10 protein-coding genes are annotated in these 14,644 nt (G+C 70.3%); 1 reads left to right on the top strand and 9 read right to left on the bottom strand.

Annotation, left to right across the window (positions count from 1 at the left end):
- Positions 1–9: 9 nt before the first annotated feature.
- From FJV46_RS15515 to FJV46_RS04430, 3 genes are read right to left on the bottom strand one after another with little or no spacing between them, the layout of a single operon-like run.
- Positions 10–3,594 (bottom strand): ATP-dependent helicase, encoded by a 3,585-nt coding sequence (locus FJV46_RS15515; protein ID WP_232008420.1) that lies wholly within the window; start codon positions 3,592–3,594, stop codon positions 10–12.
- Positions 3,591–6,986 (bottom strand): ATP-dependent helicase, encoded by a 3,396-nt coding sequence (locus tag FJV46_RS04435; RefSeq protein WP_232008421.1) that lies wholly within the window; start codon positions 6,984–6,986, stop codon positions 3,591–3,593. Before FJV46_RS04435 ends, FJV46_RS15515 begins: the two co-directional genes overlap by 4 nt.
- Before the next feature lie 57 nt (positions 6,987–7,043).
- Complete coding sequence (locus tag FJV46_RS04430; RefSeq protein WP_087029538.1) at positions 7,044–7,499, bottom strand: MGMT family protein; 456 nt, start codon at positions 7,497–7,499, stop codon at positions 7,044–7,046.
- An 89-nt stretch (positions 7,500–7,588) separates the two neighbouring features.
- Between FJV46_RS04430 and FJV46_RS04425 the strand changes: the two genes are divergently transcribed.
- A complete protein-coding gene (locus FJV46_RS04425) occupies positions 7,589–8,335 on the top strand; it encodes a 3'-5' exonuclease (protein ID WP_087030305.1) in 747 nt (248 codons plus the stop codon).
- An 85-nt stretch (positions 8,336–8,420) separates the two neighbouring features.
- Here FJV46_RS04425 and hemL read toward each other — a convergent pair whose 3' ends face one another.
- The 6 genes from hemL to hemQ are packed head-to-tail and all read right to left on the bottom strand — an operon-like array spanning position 8,421 to position 14,613.
- Positions 8,421–9,752 (bottom strand): glutamate-1-semialdehyde 2,1-aminomutase, encoded by a 1,332-nt coding sequence (gene hemL, locus FJV46_RS04420; RefSeq protein ID WP_087029539.1) that lies wholly within the window; start codon positions 9,750–9,752, stop codon positions 8,421–8,423.
- Positions 9,753–9,763: 11 nt separating this feature from the next.
- A complete protein-coding gene (hemB, locus tag FJV46_RS04415) occupies positions 9,764–10,750 on the bottom strand; it encodes a porphobilinogen synthase (RefSeq protein WP_087029541.1) in 987 nt (328 codons plus the stop codon).
- Complete coding sequence (locus tag FJV46_RS04410; RefSeq protein ID WP_087029542.1) at positions 10,747–11,694, bottom strand: uroporphyrinogen-III synthase; 948 nt, start codon at positions 11,692–11,694, stop codon at positions 10,747–10,749. The genes hemB and FJV46_RS04410 overlap by 4 nt, the downstream gene beginning before the upstream one ends.
- 5 nt (positions 11,695–11,699) lie before the next feature.
- Positions 11,700–12,692 carry a hydroxymethylbilane synthase gene (hemC, locus tag FJV46_RS04405; protein ID WP_232008422.1) on the bottom strand — a complete coding sequence of 331 codons (993 nt, stop codon included), beginning with the start codon at positions 12,690–12,692 and terminating at the stop codon, positions 11,700–11,702.
- On the bottom strand, positions 12,692–13,846 hold the full coding sequence (locus tag FJV46_RS04400) for a ferrochelatase (protein WP_087030312.1): 1,155 nt from the start codon (positions 13,844–13,846) through the stop codon (positions 12,692–12,694). Before FJV46_RS04400 ends, hemC begins: the two co-directional genes overlap by 1 nt.
- A 47-nt stretch (positions 13,847–13,893) precedes the next feature.
- The gene (gene hemQ / locus FJV46_RS04395) at positions 13,894–14,613 is read right to left on the bottom strand and encodes a hydrogen peroxide-dependent heme synthase (RefSeq protein ID WP_087029544.1); all 720 of its coding nucleotides are present in this window, start codon (positions 14,611–14,613) and stop codon (positions 13,894–13,896) included.
- Positions 14,614–14,644 lie beyond the last annotated feature (31 nt).

The raw sequence follows: 14,644 nt of genomic DNA, 5'->3' as shown, positions 1-14,644 counted from the left end.
CCTCGAGCGCTAGAACGGCCGACCGGTTGCCGCATGTGCACGCCCGATGATGGCTTCGAGCTCGTCCGCCTCCGCGAGGTCATGGGGCCGGACCACCAGGTTGTCCGCGACGTAGAAGAACGCCGCCCGCACGGTGTCGAGGGGCACCTCTTTCAGGCGTGACCATGCCAGCCGATAGACCGCGAGCTGAACTGCCTTGGCCTCCCGCTGCTCGCGGCCGGGCGGTCGCCCGGTCTTCCAGTCGATGAGATCCCACCCGCCGTCCGCGTCCCGGAAGACGGCGTCGATCCGGCCGCGCACGACGACGCCGCCGATCTTCGTCTCGATGGGAGCCTCGACCGCGAAGGGCTCGCGCAGCGCCCATTCGGAGCGTTCGAAGATGTCAGCCATTTCCTGCAGGCCCAGCGTCTCATCGACGTGAGCATCCGCCCCGCCCGGGTACTCCCCGAGGTCGAGCATGCCGCCAGATCCGTAGAACTCCTCGATCCAGGCGTGGAAGGCGGTTCCTTTCCGCGCAGCCGAGCCCGGCCGTCGGGGAAGGGGGCGGCGTAGCTGCTCCAGCACTGCTTCCGGGTCCTCGCCGAGCTGCACGAGCGTGGATGCGGAGATGTGTGCCGGCAGCACCAGCGGGAGCCGCTCGCGCTCCCGTGCCTGGCGGGCCAGCAGGAGCCTCACCTCCCGCCCCCAGCGTCCGTCATCGACCTCCACCCCCGGGGTGGGTTCGGCGGCCTGCTCGAGGACGGCGCGCGCGGCCCGCTCGAGGTCGTCCCGCCGTGCACCGAGCGGGTCGAACGGCCAGACACCGCGTTCGGGGCGGGAGATCGCCGGGTTCGTCTCCCCCTCGGCGCCATCTTCCAGCCAGTGCGGCGTCGAGAAGCCGGGTGCGCCGCTCCCGGCGATCGTCAGGAGGTCCATGAGGTACGACGACGGCGCGGACGGCCGGGACCGCCCCCCACCCCAGGCGGATGAGGTGCAGACGAGGACGTGCTTGGCGCGCGTGAACGCGACGTAGGCCAGTCGGCGTTCCTCACGCTCGGCGTGAACCTTTGCGTCGTCGGCGAACTCCTTCTCACTCGTGAGCCACTGCTTCTGGTCTGGTTGCTCCCAGTCCCACTGGGGAAGCTCCGCCGCGTCTCCGCGCAGAGGCCACGGGATGGCTGCGTCACCGCTGCTCCACCGCGAGTCCTTGCCGCTCGGAAAGGACTTCTCGTTCAGGCCCGGAACGAAGACCACGTCCCATTCGAGGCCTTTGGAGGCGTGCACGGTGAGCAGCTGCACCGCGTCCCTGCTGGCTTCGAGCTGTGTGACCGGCAGGCCGTCCTCCTCCTGGTCAGCCGCCTCCAACCAGGAAAGGAAAGCCGCGAGGTCCACACGTTCTGCGCTTGCCACGAACCCCGCCGCGGCCTCCGTGAAGGCGTCGAGGTTGCGTCGGGCCTCGTGAATGCTGACGCCGGGTTTCGCAGCCACCTCGATATCGAGCAGCATGGTGCGTTCGACCTCGCCGATCATGGTGCCGAGGTCGTCGCCGACGAACGCGCGAAGGCCCCGCAACTCGCGGCGCAGGACGTCGAGCCGTTCCCGGGCAACCGGGCTGAGCGATCGACCGGCCGAGGACACCCAGTCCGCCGGCGGAAGATGATCCACGGCTTCGACCAGACTCCCGGCCTCGGCGAGGTCGGGAGCGACCACGAGATCCCGGATCTGGTCCTCGTCGGGGTCCTGCTCACCGGACGTTCCGCGCCGGAACATCGCTTCCCGTGTCCTGGCGAGCTGCTTCGACCAGTCGCCGAGCGCCATGAGGTCGGCCGGCCCGAGCCGCCAGCGGGCTCCCGCCAGGAGCCGCAGCATCGAATCCGACCGGTCCGGATCTCCGAGGACCCTGAGCGTCGCCAGAAGATCGACGACCTCGGGAGTGCGCAGCAGCCCGCCGAGTCCCACCACCTGAACCGGCACACCGTTCCGCTCGAGCTCCCGCCGGATCGGTTCGAACTGCTTGCGCCCTCGGCACAGCACCGCCATCGTCGGCCGCAAGGGACTTCCGTCGTCGTCCGCCTCGAACGAGCGCCGCCGTTGCCGCAGCACCTCCAGGGCGACCGCCTCGGCTTCGCTGATACTGCGGCCGCCGTCCGTGCCGTCCGTGCTGTCTGTACTGGCCGTGCTGGTCCTGCTGTCTGTGCTGGCCGTGCTGGTCCCGCTGTCTGTACGGTCCGTGGTGGCCGTGGTGGCCGTGTTGGTCCTGCCGGCCCTGCTGCCGTGCCCGACGTCGTCCGGGATCGGGGCGTCCGTGAGGAAGCGCCCCAGGACGACCTCTCCGAGCGGCGCGCGCGGACGCGCTCCGAGGCCGGGAACCTGCTGGACCGCGGTGTTCCGAAGCCAGAGCGCGGCCCGGTTCAAAGGCGCGGAGACCGTGTTCGCGGCCTCGAGGATCGCCGTCGAGTTACGCCAGGCCACGGAGAGGTGGGCCACGGAGGAGGGCTGCAATCCGTCGGGCGAGGAGCGGGGAAACGCCATACGGAACGTGCGCAGCTGTCCTGCAGACGCTCCCCGGAATCCATAGATGGACTGGTGGGGATCACCGACCGCCGTGACGGATCGTCCGTCGGCGAAAAGACGCGAGAACAACACCATCTGCGCGTGCGAGGTGTCCTGGAACTCATCGAGGAGCACGACACGGTACTTGTCCCGCTCGGCCACGCCGGCCTCCGGCACGTCCCTCGCGATTCTCGCCGCGAGGGACACCAGGTCCCCGAAATCGAGATTGCGCCGCGCGAGCTTCGCCGAGCCGTATAGTTCGACGAGCTCGGTCACCGTCACACGTGTCCGCAGCTTGTCGAGAAGCTCGTGTACTTTCTGCGCGGCCGGCCTGGTGCTGCCGGCTACGTAGGGCAGTCCCACGACGTGGTCGATGGTTCGCCGCAACTCCTGACGGACCATGGATGGAGCGACGAGGTGTTCCGCGCATTCCCCGGCCATCCCGAGAACCGCCTTGACCAGGGTGCTCTTCGCCGCCGTGAAGTGCTCCCACTCGCCGTCGTAGCCCTCCAGCACGGCATGCGCCAGCTGCCAGGACTGCGCGGTTCCCAGCATCACGGAGTCACGCTCCACGCCGATCCGGAGCCCGTAGTCCTGAACGATCCCGTTCGCGAAGGAGTGGTAGGTCGAGATGGTGGGATCGAGGCGGTCCTCGACGTCCGTGTCTCCGCCCACGCCGGCGCTCGCCCGCGCTGCATAGAGCTGCGCCAGGCGCTGGCGGACCCGCGAGGACAGTTCACCGGCCGCCTTGCGCGTGAAGGTCACTCCGAGAATCTGCTCCGGGCGGACCAAGCCGTTCGCGACGAGCCAGACCACGCGGTCGGCCATGGTCTTGGTCTTTCCCGATCCCGCTCCCGCGATCACGAGGAGTGGCTCGAGCGGCGCCTCGATGACGCGTGCCTGCTCGTCGGTGGGATACTGCACATCGCTGTCCGCGTCGGCGTGGAGGAGCTCCGCGAGCCGGCGCGCGCTGTAGCGCACCCGGCCGAGAACCGGCGCGTTGTCCTCTCCCTCGGGAGATGAGGGCGAAATCGGCGACTCGCTCGTCGTCGAGGGGTTCATGGTTGCGTCACCTGGTGTCCTTCTTCACACAGTGGGCAGATCTCCGGCAGGCGGCAGCCGCTGCCGCCGAAGCCCGAGCGCCGGGGGTCGTGAATGGTCTCGAAGGTCGAGGCCGCCATCAGACCGGCGGCGTCCTCGATCATCGCGTGCGCCCACGCATCGTCGGTGCCGATCGGCGGCTGCTGCTGGACGGCCACGCCCTTCGATGTCGTCCCCAGCTGCACCAGGGCCGCGCCACCGGGCCTGGTGGCATCGTGAGTCGTGGCATCGTGAGTCGTGGCATCGTTCTGAGGATCGAGCGGGCCGCCGGGCGGCTGCGAACGGGCCGGGTCGTCGGGCTGATCGTCGTCCTTCGCCAGGGCGCCGGCTGCCACCGCGGTCTGGTAGGCGGCGAGCTGCGGATGGCGGACGATGTCGGCGACCGCCGGAGCACTCCTGCCGGTCTTCAGGTCGACCACGACGAAGCGTCCTTCCTCGTCCAGTTCGAGCCGGTCGATCTGTCCGCGCAACCGTGCCACTCTCGCGGCTCCGTCGATCTCGACGTCGAGATCGATGGAGAAGTCGACTTCCGTGGCCAGAAGTGAGCGACCGTCCTTCCGGGACGCCAGAACGTAGGCGGCGAGTTTCCGGACCATGCCCTCTGCTCGCTTGAAGTCGGCGTGGCCCTCCCAGGTGTCGCCGATGCCCAGTTGAGGCCAGCGGCGCTCGAGCTCCCGCACGTACTCGTGGCCGGTCGCGTCCGGCAGGTCCTGGGCGATCTGGTGGACCAGCGTCCCGAGGGACCGCGCGAAGTCGGTGGTCCGCTCACCCCCTGCAGCCGAGACGAACCAGCTCAGCGGCGAGGTGAGGACCGACTCGACCTTGGACGGCGACACCGGCACCGGCTGCCCGGCCGGCACCACCGGTTCCGCGGAGCTCAGCCCCAGGACCCCCCACCATTGCCCGGGGTGGGCTCCGGGCACGGGTGGTTCGGTGATGGACATCCGCCCCAGGTGCCCGACCGCCTCGTCGGCGACCGTCCCGCCTCGGGGGTCCTGGGCGAAGGTGCGGAGTTCTGCGACGAGCGCGCGCAGGGTGACCGGGCGGAGGACCTGCGTGCGGGGCCTCTCCCCGACACCGGCCGGCAACGGCGCGAGGACATCGAGGAATTGTGAGGGCTGCTCGTCCTGCGAGGAGACCGCGCAGCAGATCAGTTCCTCGGTGGCCCGCGAGACCGCGAGCGAGAACGTGCGGAGTTCGTCGAACCGGATGTCCTGCACCTGCGAGACCGGGTCGCGCGTCGCGCGGAAGGAAGCGCCGTGGTCCAGCAACGCGCGCAGCTCACCCGACCCGAGAAGCTCCCCGCGCAGGCGCAGGTTCGGCCAGGTGCCGTCCTGGACGCCCGCCACGATCACGAGTGGCCAGTGCCGCCCTGCCGCGCTCGCAGGAGTCATGACGGAGACGGAGGCCTGCCGTCGGGTGCGCTCCGCCAGGGTGTCCATCGGGATGTCCTGGCTGAGGATGTAGTCGAGGAACAGTCCAGGGTCTGCGCCCGGCATCTGCTCGACGAAGCGTTCGGCGGTGTGGAACAGAGCCATCATGGCGTCGAGGTCGCGATCCGCGCGCGCAGCGGATGGCCCCTCCGACAGTGCTGAGGCAGACCACGTGCGGGCCAGCCCCGAGGCGGACCAGAGAGCCCACAACACCGTTTCGGGGTCGCGGGCAGGATCGGCGACGGCCTGCCGCCCCGCTTCCAGCATCCGGAACAGACGACGTGCCGGGGCGCCTTCCGTGGGGAGCGCTGCGATCTCCTCCGGGGAGGAGAACAGGGCCGTGAGCAGCTCGTCGCTCGTGCGTCCTCCACCCTGCAGCAGTTCGGTGCGACGCAGGACCTGGCGCAGCCTGCGCAGCTCGAGGCTGCCCGCACCACCGATCCTCGAGGTCAACAGCGAGACACAGAGCTCGGTGTCCAGTTCGGCCCGCCCGACGACGACCGCGTAGAGCTCCAGGAGCGGCCGCACGGCCGGTTCCTCCCGGATGGCCGTCTCGGCTGCAGGGACATTCACCGCGATACCCTGTGCGGTCAGGAAGCGTTGCACCGCCGAGACCTGCGCCCCGTTCCTGACGATGACCGCGATGTCGTCGAGGCTGCGTTCGGAGTACAGGTGGGCTTCGAGGATGCGCTGCGTGATGAAGCGTTGTTCGTGGAACGCGCTGTCGAGGAGGTGCGCGGACACGGCGGGTCCCGGGCGTCCGCCCACCGGGACCGGCGTCGTGAGCAGAGCATCCTGGGTGGTCGATCCCGGCGCCGCACCGCCCGGCGACCCTCCTTCCTCCGGGCCGGCCATGATTGCGGGTAGTGCGCGGTACGCCGTGCTGACACCCGTCGTGGCGATCCGGGACGCCACGCGTGTCCACCCTGCGGCGAGTGCGCCCGAGAGGGTCAGGGATCCGGGCAGCGTCACCGTGCTGAGACCGGGCCCGCGCCGGAACAGCGTGGAGAGGCGTCCCACCAGTTCGGGCCGCGCGCCGCGGAATCCCTGGGCCACGGTGTCGGGGCAGGAGGTGATGACCACGTCCCTCTTCTCCCCGATCAACCCCAGCAGGGCGTGGACGGCGGGGTTGGCCTCCTGGTAGTCGTCGACGAGGACGAACTGGAGGCGGCGCCGTTCTCCGTCGAGGAAGTCGCGGTCCGTCTCGAGGATCTCCCGGGCCGCCGTCAGGATGCCGGCGGGATCGAAGGCCTCGGGCATCCTCAGATCGAGCACATCGCGGTATTCCCGGTAGAGCTCCGCCGCTGCCACCCAGTCCGGCCGGTCGAATCTCTCACCCCAGGAGGAGAGGTCCTCCGCCGTCACGCCGTACTCGCTCACGCGGTCGAACAGGTCCCGGATCTCCTGGCGGAAGCCGCGCGTCGGGAGTGCGAGCGCCAGCCCCGGGGGCCAGTCGAGAGCCGGGGCGCCGTCACGTCCGTGGCCGGACAGGAGCTCCTTGATGATCAGATCCTGCTCGGCACCCGAGAGCAGGCGCGGCGCCCGCGGGATGCCGGGGGTTCGGCCCTCGGCCCGGGCGCGGCGGATGAGGTCGAACGCGTAGGAGGCCCAGGTGCGGGCCGGCGCCGTGCTGATGCTCCGGTCGAGTTTGGCGGTCAGCTCGTCGCGCAGCCGGGTGGCGGCGGCACGCGTGGGGCCGAGCAGCAGCAGGCCTTCGGGATCGACGGCGCCGGCCTGGATGCGGTGGACCGCCAGATCGGTGAGGAGCGATGATTTCCCGCTGCCCGGCGCACCGAGGACGAGGATCTGCCCGGATCGGTCCTGCAGAGACCGGAGCACGGTCTCGTAGCCGGTCACCGCCTCATCGGAGAGTGACCCGGTGGATTGCTCGATCGGAGCCTCGTGGACGGTGCTGGTCATGTCTCAACACCACCACACGCCACGGACAAACAGCGGTACCGCAACGGCGCCGCTCCCCTACGGGCCGAATCCTTCCAGAGCGCTGCTGAGCGCTTCCACTGTCGCGTGGTCCGCCTCCGACGGCCACCAGCGAGCGGCGGCGAGATCCACCCGGTACTCCTCAGCACCGTGGGCGCCGGCGGGAACGCGCAGCGCCGTTCCCTCCGCCTCGTAGTGGGGGCGCGCCCGGAGCGCCAGGCCGACGGCGGGGTGGCCTCCCGAGCGCAGCACGCGCCACCAGGGGACCTCCCGGGAGCCACGTGACAGCGCTCTGCCGACCTGGCGGGGACCGCCGTGGCCCAGGAGTTCCGCGATGTCTCCGTAGGTGAGGACATGACCCGACGGGATGAGGCAGGTGACATCGAGGACTGCCTCGGCGAAGGCCGCCGCGTCGACCCGGGTCCGCGCCCGTCCACCGGCGCGGTCGGGTCCCTCGTGTCCGCACGTCCTGAGGGCTCCGGGTCCGTTCAGCATGCAGTCCACCCTAGTTGTTCTGTGTCATGACCTCGGCGAGATCGGTGCGGTGCCCTCAATTGGTCGGAGCACGCCAGTACCGTGTGTCCATGACGAGCTGGCACATGGAGCCGAGGGCGGCCTTCGACCTCGAGACGACAGGACGGGACCCGATGTCCGCCCGGATCGTCACGGCGACGGTCATCCTGGTCGATGGTCGCGGCGACGTGCTCGAACACCACGAATGGCTCGCCGATCCCGGCGTGGAGATCCCGGAAGGAGCTTCGGCCATCCATGGCATCACGACGGCCCAAGCACTCGCTCACGGGCAGCCCGCGGCCGACGTGGTGCGGAGCATCGCCGGAGTCCTCGCGCGACTGTTCGCGGACGGCGTCCCGGTGCTCGCCTACAACGCACGCTACGACTTCACGGTGCTCGCGCAGGAGGGACGCCGGCACGCGATCGACGTTCCGCTGCCGGGCCCCGTGATCGATCCGTTCATCATGGACAAGCAGGCCGACCGCTACCGGCGCGGCAAGCGGACCCTGACGGCGCTCTGCGAGCACTACGGCGTGGATTTCCAGAACGCCCACACCTCGTCGGCCGATGTCCTCGCGACACTCGAGGTCGGGCGCGTCCTCGCCGACCGGTACGCCTTCCTGCAGCGCCCCGCCGTCGACCTCCATGCCTCACTCATCGTGTGGGCCGACCGGCAGGCCGCGAACTTCGAGGAGTACCTCCGCCGCAGCGAGCCGGGCGCCGTCATCGAGCGGGCGTGGCCCGTGGTCCCGGACCGCGTGGCGTCTCCGGAGCCGGGGCGATCGATCACGGAGCCCCGGCTCACGGCCGTCGTCTGAACAGTGCGGGCGGTCACCACCGACGGGCGGATCGCGCAACGATTCCTCGGAGCAGGACCGTTCCCTCCGCCGGGCTTCTCCCGCTTCAGTCCACGGGCACGGCTTCCGCGGCCACTCGGGCCGCAGCGGGCAGCGCCGCATGGATCCGCTCCATCGCGGCGTCATCGTGTGCTGCGGACAGGAACCAGGCCTCGTACACAGACGGCGGCAGGTAGACGCCCGAGTCGAGCATGGAGTGGAAGAAGGCGCCGTAGCGGAAGGCCTCCTGGCCCTGCGCGTCGGCGTAGTTGCGCACGCCGTTCTCGGCCGTACCGAAGGCGACGCTGAACAGGTTGCCCGCCCGCTGGATCGAATGGTCGACCCCCGCTGCGGAGAGCTCTGCGGACAGTGCCTCGCTCACCTCGAGCGACCGCGCGTCAACGTGGCGGTACACGTCCTCGGTCGCGGCCGTCAGTGTCGCGACGCCCGCGGCCATGGCGATCGGATTGCCCGACAGCGTTCCCGCCTGGTAGACGGGCCCGATCGGGGCGAGGTAGTTCATGACGTCGGCCCGCCCACCGAGGGCAGCGGCCGGGATGCCGCCGCCGATGACCTTGCCGAACGTCAGGAGGTCGGGTGTCCAGGGGTGCTCCGCGTCGTCGGCACCGCCCGTCAGCTTCCAGTAGCCGCCGGCATGCGTCCTGAACCCGGTCATGACCTCGTCGACGATGAACAGCGCTCCGTGCTCGGAGGTGATGCGGCTCAGGAAGGCGTTGAAGCCCGGAGCGGGTGTGACGACACCCATGTTCGCGGGCGCCGCCTCGGTGATCACGGCCGCGATGTGCTCGCCGTGCGTGCGGAAGGCCTCCTCGACGGCTTCGACGTCGTTGTACGGCAGCACCAGGGTCTCCGCGGTCGTGGCCTCGGTGACACCTGCGGAACCCGGCAGGGCGAGCGTCGCGACACCGGAGCCCGCCGAGGCGAGCAGGCTGTCGACGTGGCCGTGATAGCAGCCGGCGAACTTGACGATCAGGTTGCGCGAGGTGAACCCGCGTGCCAGGCGGACGGCCGTCATGGTCGCCTCGGTGCCGGTCGAGACCATGCGCAGGAGCTCCACGGCGGGCACCCGCTCCTTCACCAGCTGCGCGAGGTCCGCCTCGGCGGGCGTCGAGGCTCCGAAGGTGAGCCCGTGGTCGACGGCGCGGTGCACGGCGGCGATGACCTCCGGGTGCGAGTGCCCGAGCAGTGCCGGTCCCCACGAGCAGACGAGGTCGACGTACTCCTTGCCGTCGGCATCGGTCACGTAGGCGCCGTGCGCATCGACGAGGAAACGCGGCGTGCCACCCACCGACCCGAAGGCGCGGACGGGTGAGTTGACACCACCCGGCATGAGGGCGCGGGCGCGGTCGTAGAGGGCGTCGGACGTCGAGGGGTTCATGTCAGGGTTCCTTAGCTGTGGGATTCGTCGAGCCAGAGCGCAAGCTCGGAGGCCCAGTAGGTGAGGATCATCTGCGCGCCGGCGCGCTTGATCCCGAGGACGGATTCCTCGATGGCGCGACGGCGGTCGATCCAGCCGTTCGCGGCGGCGGCCTCGATCATCGCGTACTCGCCGGAGATCTGATAGGCGGCCACCGGGACGGGGGACATCGCAGCGACGTCGGCGAGGATGTCCAGGTAACTCATGGCGGGCTTGACCATCACCATGTCCGCGCCCTCCTCGATGTCGAGTTCGACCTCGAGGATCGCTTCCCGGCGGTTGGCTGCATCCATCTGGTAGGTCCGGCGGTCGCCGGTGAGCTGCGAGTCGACCGCTTCGCGGAACGGACCGTAGAACGCCGAGGCGTACTTCGCCGCGTAGGCGAGCACCACGGTGTCCCGGTGTCCCGCCTCGTCGAGCGCCTGGCGGATGACGGCGACCTGGCCGTCCATCATCCCCGAGGGGCCGAGCACGTGCGCGCCTGCGTTGGCCTGCGCGACGGCCATCTGCGCGTAGAGCGCGAGCGTCTCGTCGTTGTCCACCGAACCGTCCTCCGCGAGCACGCCGCAGTGCCCGTGATCGGTGAACTCGTCGAGGCACACGTCGCTCATGACGACGAGTGCATCGCCGACCTCGGCCCGGACGTCGGCGATCGCCCGGTTGAGCACACCGTCGGGGTCGATTCCGGCGCTGCCCGTGGCGTCGCGGTGTTCGGGGATGCCGAACAGCATGATGCCGCCCACGCCCCGCTGGACGGCTTCCGCCGCGGCTCGTCTCAGCGAGTCCGTGGTGTGCTGCACGACGCCGGGCATGGACAGGATGGGTGAGGGCTCGGTGAGCCCTTCACGGATGAAGGCGGGCAGGATCAGCTCGGACGGATGCACGCGGTACTCGGCCACCATGCGTCGCAGCGCGGGTGTCGAGCGCAGCCTGCGTGGGCGGTGCTGGGGGAAACTCATGGCTGATCTCCGATCGATGATGCTGAAGCGGGTGCTGGCGATTGTGCAGACGATGCTGAAGCGGGTGACGACGGTGGTACCGGTGGTACCGGTGGTACCGGTCCCAGGATCTCCGGCGTCCTGCTGAAGGCGGTGCCGACAGCCACAGAGATGGCTTCCGGGGTCGGACCCGACGCCGTTGCTCCCGGTTCCCAGCCCTCGCCGCGCAGCGCCGCTGCGGTCGTGGATCCGATGGCGACGGGGTGGAACGCCAGGGACCCGCCGCCCAGCTTTTCACGGAACTGCTTCACCGTGCTCGGCGCGGTGAAGACGACGGCGGGCTGGACACCCGACGCCGCCAGGGCAAGGACGTCCGCCGGTGACACCAGGGGCGGCGGCACTCCGTCCTCAACGACCCCTGGTACACGCCTGGTGGTACGAGCCGGGTACGGGACCGTCCGATAGGCCTCCACGCGGTCCACCGACCACCCGAGATCCCTGAGTCCAGCACGGAGGTCGTCGGGTGCGAGGTCCGCCTGCGGGAGGAGAATCCTCCCCTCACCGCCCCCGAGGGCGCGCAGCAGGCCCCGGGCGGACGCCTCCGCCGGCACCAGGTCGACGGTGACCCCCGCCTCCTCGAGCAGGCGCGCGGTGGCGGACCCGACGGCGGCGACTCCCGTTCCGCCGCCCACGGCAAGCCGTGCTGCACCCGCGGTACGTTCACGGGCCATGAGGTCGAGAGCCCGCACGGCGTTGCCGCTCGTGACCACGAACCACCGGTAGTCACCCCGGGCCAGCGACGCGAGCGCCCCCGTGACGGCCTCGACGTCCAGGGGCAACTCGGTGTCGGTGAGCGGCATCGCCGAGACGTTCATCCCCGCGCGCGCCAGGGTGTCGGCGATCCGGACCGCCCGCGACGGGTGCCGCAGCACGATCACGCTCCGGCGGGCGCGTTCGTCGACCACCGGAACTAGCTGCTCAGCGGCGCGATGTCGGCGGCGCCGGCAGCGAGGAGGTCCTCGGCGAGTCCGAGGCCCAGCCGCGCCGCCGCCGTCGCATCGGTGGCGGGAGCCGAACGCGTCAGTCGGAGGATCGACCTGCCATCGAGACTGCACACCACCGCTTCGAGTGCCAGCTGGTCGCCCCGGAGATGGGCCAGCGCGCCGATCGGCGCCGAGCACCCTGCCTCGAGCTGCAGCAGCACGGCGCGCTCCGCGGTCACCGCGAGGCGTGTCGGTGCGTGGTCGTACGCGGCGAGCGCCTCACGCATGCCGGGGGTCGTGTCGGCCTCACGGCATTCCACGGCCAGCGCTCCCTGTCCGGGAGCGGGGAGCATGACGTCGGTATCGATCAGTTCGGTGATGGCGTCGTCGCGCCCCAGCCGGCGAAGGCCTGCGGCGGCGAGCACGACGGCGTCGAGGTCGCCGGGCGCGCCGATGACGAGTCCTGCGACTCGGCCGAGACGCGTGTCGACGTTGCCGCGGATGTCCACGACGTCGAGCCCGGGGCGGGCCGCGCGGAGCTGGGCGGCCCGGCGCGGCGATCCCGTTCCGACGCGCGCGCCGTCGGGCAGTGTCGCGAGCGTCAGCCCGTCACGGGCGCACAGGGCGTCACGGACGTCCTCGCGCTCCGGGACGGACGCCACCGTGAGACCGGGTGCCGGCAGGGTCGGAAGGTCCTTCAGCGAGTGCACGGCGATGTCGCAACGCTCCTCCAGCAGGGCGTCCCGCAGCGCGGCGACGAAGACCCCGGTGCCGCCGATCTGCGAGAGCGATCCCCGGAGGACGTCGCCCTCGGTCCGGATCCGCACAAGCTCGTACGGAAGTTCCGCGAGTTCCGCCACGCGTTCCGCGACCGTCGTCGTCTGGGTCATCGCAAGGGCGCTGCCCCGCGTTCCCACCCGGATGGCCGCGGGCCCACCGGAGGGCCGTGTGCCGTCCCGCATGTCCGTACCCGTCGACATCACATTCCCGGGTTGGGCAGCGGCGTCCCCACGGTGGAGTCGACGGCTGCGATGGTCGGCTTCTCGCCGCGCCGATTGGCGCAGCAGTTCGGCCGGCAGACGTCGAACCACGGACCCAGGGCCGTGGCGGACGGGCGGTCGGCGATGTTGTTCTCGACGGTCCGTTCGAGGATGAGATCGATCAGGCCCTCGACGAACTTCACGTGCGTCCCCGGCGTGGGCACGCGGTCGGCCACGATGCCCAGCTCGCCGCAGGTCTCGAGCGCCTCGGTGTCGAGGTCCCACGCGACCTCCATGTGGTCCGAGACGAAGCCGAGCGGCACGATGACGACGCCGCGCGTGCCACCCTCGTAGCGATCCCTGAGGGCATCGCTGATGTCGGGTTCGAGCCACGGGATGTGCGGGGCGCCCGAACGGGACTGGTAGACGAGCGACCACTCGACGCCCGCGGCCTCCGGAATCCTGTCGAGCACGGCCTGCGCGGTGGCGAGGTGCTGCGCCACGTAGGCGCCCTCCTCGTAGGCCGGCCCGCCCTCAGCGTCGTGCGGTCTGGCGGCCTCGGCGTCGCCCATCGGGATGGAGTGCGTGGAGAACATGATGTGGACTGGCGCGTCCGGAGTGCCCTGCTCGGCCAGGCCGGCGCGGACTTTCGCCAGGCCTTCGCCCACGCCCTCCACGAAGGGCTCGACGAAGCCGGGGTGGTCGAAGTACTGGCGGACCTTGTCCACCTCGAGGCGCCCCTCGAGGCCCGTCTTCACGAGGGCCATACCGAGGTCCTCGCGGTACTGGCGGCAGCTGGAATAGCACGAGTACGCGCTCGTGGTCACGGCGAGCACCCTGCGGTGGCCGGCGTCGTACGCCTCCTGCAGCGTGTCGGCGATGAACGGCTCCCAATTGCGGTTGCCCCAGAAGACCGGGAGATCGATGCCACGACGGCGCAGCTCGGCCTCCATCGCAGCCCGGAGCGCGCGGTTCTGGCTGTTGATGGGGCTGACGCCTCCGAAGGCCCGGTAGTGGTGCGAGACCTCTTCGAGCCGCTCGTCGGGGATCCCACGGCCACGCGTGACATTACGGAGGAAGGGGATGACGTCGTCCTGCCCCTCCGGGCCTCCGAAGGAGGCGAGGACGACGGCGTCGTACGCCTTCGGAGCCATCCGGCCGTTGTCGTCGACTCCGTCGAGCGGGTTGAATGCCTGTGTCGTCACTGGAGCACCTCTGCAATCTCGTCGTGGTTGATCCGCCGGCCCGTGTAGAACGGCACTTCCTCGCGGACATGGCGGCGCGCCTCGGTCTCCCGGAGGTACCGCATGAGGTCCACGAGGTCCACGAGGTCGGGTGCCTCGAGTGCCAGGATCCATTCGTAGTCGTTGAGGGCGAAGGATGACACCGTGTTGGAAATGACCTGGGGATATTTCCGTCCCTTGAGCCCGTGGTCCATGAGCATCTCCCGGCGCTCGTCCGTGGGGAGGATGTACCACTCGTAGGAGCGCACGAACGGGTACACACAGACCCATTCGGCGGGAGCCACGCCGCGCGAGAACGCGGGGCTGTGGGACTTGGAGAACTCGGCGTCGCGGTGCACCCCCATGGCGGACCACACCATGGTCGTCTCGGCGAACACCTCGGTCCGCCTCAGCTTCCGGATGGCGGCCTGGAGCTCCTCCGGGCGGGGGCCGTGCAGCCACACCATGACGTCCGCGTCGGCCCGCATGGCCGAGACGTCGTAGAAACCGCGGAGCACCACGCCGTCGGAGGCGAAGAACGCGACGACCTCCTCGAGGGTGTGTGCGCCGGAGTCCGTGGTCGCCGAACCTCGCTTGAAGACCGTCCAGAGCGTGTAGAACAGTTCGCCGGGGGCGTCGTCGCCCTCACTGGTCTGCTGCGGCGCGTGGGAGGGGTTGCTACCGGTGGGCTCAGTCATGCTCCTAGTCTGCCCCTTGCCGGAAGTCGAA

This window comes from Arthrobacter agilis (assembly GCF_006494655.1).
GTDB lineage: Bacteria > Actinomycetota > Actinomycetes > Actinomycetales > Micrococcaceae > Arthrobacter_D > Arthrobacter_D agilis.
The sequence above is the reverse complement of the archived record's forward strand: the minus strand, read 5'-3'. Positions and strand labels throughout refer to the sequence as shown.